The 6,927-nt window shown below is 51.1% G+C and carries 2 protein-coding genes; both read right to left on the reverse strand.

The genetic code is table 11. The annotated features are described in order from the left end of the window. On the reverse strand, positions 1-5,009 hold a 5,009-nt coding region (locus tag QUA88_RS28840; RefSeq protein WP_333275152.1), incomplete at its 3' end, for a DUF4347 domain-containing protein. Positions 5,010-6,308: 1,299 nt separating this feature from the next. Continuing rightward, complete coding sequence (locus QUA88_RS28845) at positions 6,309-6,629, reverse strand: DUF6464 family protein (protein WP_333212284.1); 321 nt, start codon at positions 6,627-6,629, stop codon at positions 6,309-6,311. Positions 6,630-6,927 lie beyond the last annotated feature (298 nt).

Consider the following 6,927-nt stretch of genomic DNA (forward strand, 5'->3'; position numbering starts at 1 on the left):
GGTTCCGGCGCAGGGACGGGTGGTGTTGGTGTTGGTGGTGTGGGTGTTGGTTCCGGCGCGGGTGTTGGTTCCGGCGCCGGTGTTGGTTCCGGCGCCGGTGTTGGTTCCGGCGCAGGGACGGGTGTTGGTTCCGCTGCGGGTGTTGGTGTTGGTGGTGTCGGCACCGGTATCGGCGCGGGTGTCGGTGTTGGTGGTGTCGGCACCGGTATCGGCGCGGGTGTCGGCACGGGTATCGGTTCCTTAAGGGGAATGAGAGAGACAGTGGCGACTGCCGCACTGGTAGCGCCGAGGTTATCTGTAGCGCTGTAGGTGAAGTTTGCCCCTGTGAAATTGCCGGACGCCTGGAAAAACAACTGGGTAATTTGCTCGGCTGTCAGGGTTTGACCTGCCGTGACCCGCACTCCTTGGCTGGGATCACCCAAGAACAGCGTGCCTTCATTGGCTGGTGGTAAGGTGTTTACGGTAAAGGAAACCACCGTCCCGTCTGGGTCGGTTCCTCCGAGTCCGGGGATGTTCACGGTTGTTTCCACCAACAAAGCGACGCTGGAGTTGTTGGCGACGGGTGGCCCGTCGGTGGGAGGTAATAGTCCTCGCAGGGAGGCTGTAGCGGGGGCTGGACTAATGGCGCCGCGGCTGTCTGTGGCGCTGTAGGTAAAGTTGGTGGCTGTGAATTCGCTGGTTGCTTGGAAGAATAACTGGCTGATTTGAGTTGCGCTAAGTCTTTGGCCTGCCGTGACCCGGATTCCCTGGCTGGGATCGCCCAAGAATAGGACGCCTTGATTTGCTGCCGGCAGGGTGTTGATAGTGAAGAATTCGATCGAGTCGTCGAGGTCTTTTGCCGTGAGCCCTGTGAGGTTGACTGTGCTGTTTGGCGCCAGTGTCTTGCTGAAGTTTGTCGGTACCGGCGGGTAGTTGAACGCCAGTGAGACCAGAGAAACGGTGGCTGCAGGACTGATGCCACCGAGATTGTCCCTGCTGCTGTAGGTAAAGTTAGCCCCTGTGAAATTGCCGGCCGACTGGAAGAATAACTGCGTCATTTGCTCGGCTGTCAGGGTTTGACCTGCCGTGACGGCGACTCCTCCGGTTGCGGGGTCGCCCAAGAACAGGATGCCTTGATTTGCCGGCGGCAGGGTGCTGATGGTGAATGCAACCACTGTGCCGTCTGAGTCTCTGCCTCCGATCCCGCTAATTTGGACAACGCTGTTGGGCCCGATCGCCACATTGCTGCTGTCGGCTGACGGAAGCTTGTTGGGTGAAGGCGGAGCGAGTAAAATGGCGGTGGTGACAGTGGCTCTGGACTCGGAACCGTTGTTATTGCTGGGGTCGGGATCGAAAGTGGTCGATCGACTCTGGGAAGTATTGCTAATGGTGCCGATCGCTGGAATGACTACTGTTACCTCGCGGTTGATGTTGCTGCCGCTAGTCAAACTGCGAATTGTTGGGAAGGTGACAACCCCTGTCACTGGGTCGTAAGTGCCGTTATCGGATGCGCTGACTCCCGTTAAACCGGGAATGATGCTGTCTGTAATCACTACGTTTTCAGCAGCATTCGGCCCATTGTTGGCGGTAGTTATAGTATAAGTCACGGAACTACCCGCAGGAGCAGATGTGAGACCGCTCTTGGACGTAACCAAGTCGGCGCGGGCTGCCTCGATCGCAGTAACGACTCGCCCCCCCGCCTGACCGGGCAATGCGACTGTCGAGCCGTCGTTATTCGTCAAGTCCGGGTCAAAAGTGTCCGATCGACTCAAGACAATGTTGGTGATGCTCGTCAGGGTAGACGGCGGTACAAAAGTCAGGCTGCGGGTGACGCTGCTGCCGCTGGCTAAAGTCGCGATCGCTGGGAAATCGATCGCCCCTGTGGCAGCATTGTAGGTTCCGCCATCGGACACCCTGACATTAGTTAAGCCGGGAATTAGGCTGTCGGTGATGACTACGTTGGTCGCGGGACTAGGCCCGTTGTTGGTAGTAGTAATTGTATAAAGTAGCGTGTCGCCCACCTCGATGCTGGCCGGAGCCGTTTTTTGGGTGACAATATCGGCCACAGCCTCGATCGAGGTAATGACGGTGGCGTTGGGGTTTGTACCGTTGTTGTTGGCAGGAGTGGAGTCGGGAGTGATGGAGGTACTTCTGGCCGTGTTGCTGATGGAAGTTAGGGTGGGCGGCACTGTGAAGCCGATCGTCCGGGTGACTGTCTCCTTATGGGCTATTGCCACGGGCGCAAAGGTGACAATCCCCGTCACTGGATCGTAAACGCCACCGTTAGATGCCGTGACTCCGGTTAACCCCGGAACTATGCTGTCAGTGATGGTTACAGCTTCTGCAGGACTCGGCCCTAAGTTGACTGTGGCGATCGTATAGCTGACCGAACTACCGGCAGTAGCACTCGTAGATCCGGTTTTCGTGGTAACAAGATCCGCGTTGGGCGCAATACTTGTCGTAACCGTAGAGTTAGTGGGAGTGCCGTCTTTGTTGGTCGCCCAGCCGTTGTTGTTAGTGGCGATCGGATCGAAAGTCGCCGCGCTACTCCGGGCCGTGTTGCTGATGGCGGTAAGGGTGGCTGGGGCAATGAAACTGACGGTGCGGGTCGCAGTAGCTGCATTTGCCAGGGTTGTCAATGCTGGGAAGGTGACAATGCCGGAAACTGGGTCGTAACTCCCCCCATCCGATACGCTGACTCCTGTTAAACCCGGAATAATGCTGTCCGTGATGGTCACATTGGCAGCGGGGTCTGGCCCCATGTTAGTCGTAGTCAATGTGTAGGCGACGCTTGACCCGGCCGAAGTAGTCACAGGCCCACTTTTGGTAGTAACTAAATCTGCGACTGTATCGACAACAGTGGTAAAGACTACACCAGGCCCCTCGATTTGCCCAGGCGCGAGTACACCGCTGTTGTTGCTGAGGTCGGGGTCGAAAGTCGAGCTATTGCTGAATGCAACATTGGCAAAACTGCTACCGCTGGTTAAACCGGGCGGCAAATCAATAGTCAGGGTGTAAGTCAAAGTCTCACCCGCATTGAGAACCGGAATTAACGGCCAGGTGACAGCTTTCGTTTCGTTCACATAAGTGCCATTGTTGGAGGCAGTGAGAACCGGCGGCAATCCCCCCGGACGCAGCATTTCAAAAGGTATTTCGTCTTGAATCAGGACATTTGTAGCGGGCGCTGGCCCCCTGTTTACAGTAGTAATCGTGTAGGTAATGCTGCTTCCGGGCTTGACGAACTGCGGGCCGCTCTTGATAGTGGCAACCTCAGCGGTGATAGTGGGAGGATTGATAGTTTCAACTACCAGGTTTTGAAGTTCGTGAATGTTGTTGGCGCTTCCTGTGGAACTGCCAAAACCAAATTTCAAAATTGGCGGTACCCGGCCGTTTTCGGTGGCCAAGTTGCGGATGTCGATCAATGTAGTTTCGTAGATGTCGTCGAAATTTGCATCGAAGGCCACGGTGAGGCGAGAGGGATTGACCGGATCGTTAGATGGATTCAGTGTAATTTGAACGGATCTTTTGGCTAAATTGCGATCGCTCGTGAACGTATTGCTGAAATTAAAACTGGTGCCGGGAGGGCCGATAAAGTTAATACTCGTAGGAATGTTATCGATGCCGAAGGGAACGATCGCATTTGTTAAAAACCGATAATCGTTTGCTTGATTTCCTCTAACAGTTACTGAATCTGGTCTGAAAGAACCAATAGAGGAGCCGGGAATCGGGGGTGGCTCAGGACCCGACCGCCCTTCTGTGGATGTTGAAAAATTGCCAAACTCGTCAAGCCCAATGCCTAAATAACCTCCCTCAATACCGGGTATACCCGTTCGTGGAGCGTAAGCGACAGAACCGCCATAACCCCCAGTCCTTGTTGGGCTAACAGTGCCGTCAATCAAGAAGAAACCCAGCCCGTCCCCTGGCTGAGGGCTAATAAATGGTTGCGGAGCATTAGCTTGCTCCCTTGAACCGTAAGAATAAAAATCAAACTGGACTCTGAGACCGTCGGTTGAAGGAATGGGGTTGTTGTAGATGACGAAGGCTTCCCGAAGGTTTACTGCTGGAGTTAATCGCAGAGCGCCATCGCCGGGAGTTGCACCGCCCAAAGCCGGAAGTACGCCGGATACTGTGCCTCCGGTAATGCCGGGGATAAGTTGATCGGCTGCTGGATCGTTGCTGCTGGGATCGAACAGTGCCCCGTCATTTCCCCCGTAAATCCAAGGCCCCCTAACTGTGGAGTTTTTGAAAGTTTCGTTAACTAATGTGCCGAGGGCGTAAGGGTAGGCTTCGAGGACTTCTTTTTCAATGGCGATTCTCGCCTTTATTTCCCCTGTCGCAAATTTTAATTGCCAGTCGCCGCCGAGGGCCACACTCCCCGTCAAGTTGTCGGAAGCTGCAATATCTGCACCGACCATCAAGCTTAGCTGCCGCACGAAGGCTTCGCCGCTTTCCCCCGCTGCGACGCTGCACCCGAATAACAAGATATCTCCTCTCTCGCTGAGGGCTTTTCTCCACTGCTGTAACGAATGGCTGTAGGTTTGTAGGTTGTCGTTGCAGAGTTCGATCGACCCTAGCTGCACTCCTGCTTCTCGACCGTGAGAAACTATCTGAAGGCTGTCTAAATCGCTGCAATTAGCCAAAATTCTAGTAATTTGCTCGACTCCATCCCCCGTCGAGTTCAGTACAAATACCTCTGTATCGGCTGTTGCTCCTCTTGCCAAGCTCTCGCAGTTCTCTACTCTGGCATCGAGAAACAGTACATTTTTTACAGTCCGAGGGGGCAACCACGGGGAGTTTTCCCTTACAGTCGATCGCAAAAATTCTCTGTGGGGATGCCCAGTTCTCGTGCCGCCACGAATTTTCTGGGACAGGGGCAACCACGGGGGGATTGCCCCTACTGTTTTTACTTGTTTTATTGGTTTTTTCTGATGATAAGTTACTGTTGTTCGGGATTTTGCGCCCCCAATCCTTGTGGTGGACTCACCTATTTTTGGGGCGATAAAAATTGGTTTGTTGCAGATGCTTTGCATGGTAAAATAGTCTCACTAATTGTAGATGATATACCCATTTCCCGATGATTATTATCACCTATTTAAAAGGCTTAATTGCAGAGTAAGAGGCTCTGCTGCTTGACTGAGATTCAGAGCAAAAAGCCAATTTTACTCAGCACAAAGCAGTGCTATATGGATATTTAATAGCATTGCAAATAGCGCCGGCAGAAGAACTGAGGATTTGGTGTTTAAATCCCAATAATCTCTCTATCGGGTGATATTTTGCCTTCGACTTTTTTCTTTTAGGATCGCGAGTGTATCTGTTACACAGCTCTTACCTCGCGCAGTAGATAAGAACACGAGTTCTCAAGAATTTACTTGATGAGCTTTTCTGTACCTCGTCTAATGCACTTTACTTGGCAGATAAAACTCACTATTTCTAGACGTATAAACCTGGTTTGAGGGACGAAAAGACTTCTTTGCAGCCCTCGCTCCCGGTAAACAACTCGGTTTCTTTGGTTTGGCTGTGCAAGCCCTGTTCACAATAGCAACCACACATTAATTAGGGAGTGATAGCCGTCACATAATTATGGCGACTGTGCCCGAAGTGTTATTCAACTGATATCTTTTACCATTCTCAATAACCATTCTATGGGGGGTTCTCCTGCCCAGCCCATAAGAAAATTCACTTGTTGTGGAACAGGCCAGAAAGCCTATTCTTGAAAATGGTGCAACATATGAGATTCAATTGAAATTGGCATACCCTGTATCGACGAAGCTTCTTAAAAATTCATGACTTGGAGTCTGGACATAGCAATCTAGGTTTGAGACTGTTTCGCTACGATCGCAAAAACAGATTAGTGCTCCCCACAAGCAAATTCTCAAACTGTCAAGAAACGAGTCTTCGAGCTGGTTTCTGTTTAAGATAAATGCTCGGGACAATGTTTCGTGCAGAATTTTTCATGATGTTTTGGAGAAACGGATTTGGAGATGTGCGCCTCAGCTATTTACGATTTTTGTTGGCTAATTTTCTTAACTGCAGGAGTTACGCTCAGGAGACAGGAAAACCAATTTATGACTAGATTTCTCGTCGTCTAACCAAAATTTATCATCTAAACCTGGTTTCTGATCGTAAGTCATCAACTAGAAAAACACCGATCGCAATCCGCCAGTTATGGCAACTGTAACCAAGCAATAATGCTCGATTAGGTTTTAACTGCTGAGTTTGGGCGTGGGTCGTCCAAAACAAGCTTCACCAATAATCATTACACGTAAGTACATCTTAACTCATTGATTATTACATCCGCAAATAGACGTAGATACAAGCACCAATATAAGCTATATCTTTTCACCGCGAGCGTCAAGGGTTCGGGCTTGGTAGTACCGACAATCTTGACAGGGCCCAGAAGGATTGACAGCGCAGCGAATGTAATTTGAGCGGGCGTTATACTCGCAAGTGATATCGCCGATAGCATAACCGAGGCTTTGTATGTAAGTGCGATCGGCAGTTGGTAGTTGAGTTCGCATGGGTCTATTCGCTACCGCAAGTCTGGCCGCTGCAATTCTGTCGCGGGCTTGGATCGATTGCGAGCGCATCACCCACAAAGACAGCAGCGACGGAGCTAAACCTATGAAAATAATCAGGAGAGCAGTTAGCACATTTTCAGAGCTTATGTGGAGAATTTTTGTTTTAATTTAGGCGATGGCAACAGAAAATTATCCCGAAAAGACGGTTTTAAATAAAAAAAGTTCCCGATAAATTCTCAAACTATGCCGCCCGTGTGTTAACCGTTAGCTGGCTGCTGAGGAGGGCGAATTAAATAACTTACAATTTCAGGCGTTGCTGATTAGGATCGCGAATTAAATAACTTACAATTTTAACTGTTATTGTGGGATGGGCGTCCCGCCCGTCCAAAAAAGACGGGCGGGACGCCCATCCCACAAACTTGTGGAAGTT

It is taken from the genome of Microcoleus sp. D3_18_C2 (genome assembly GCF_036702395.1).
Taxonomy (GTDB): Bacteria; Cyanobacteriota; Cyanobacteriia; order Cyanobacteriales; family Microcoleaceae; genus Microcoleus.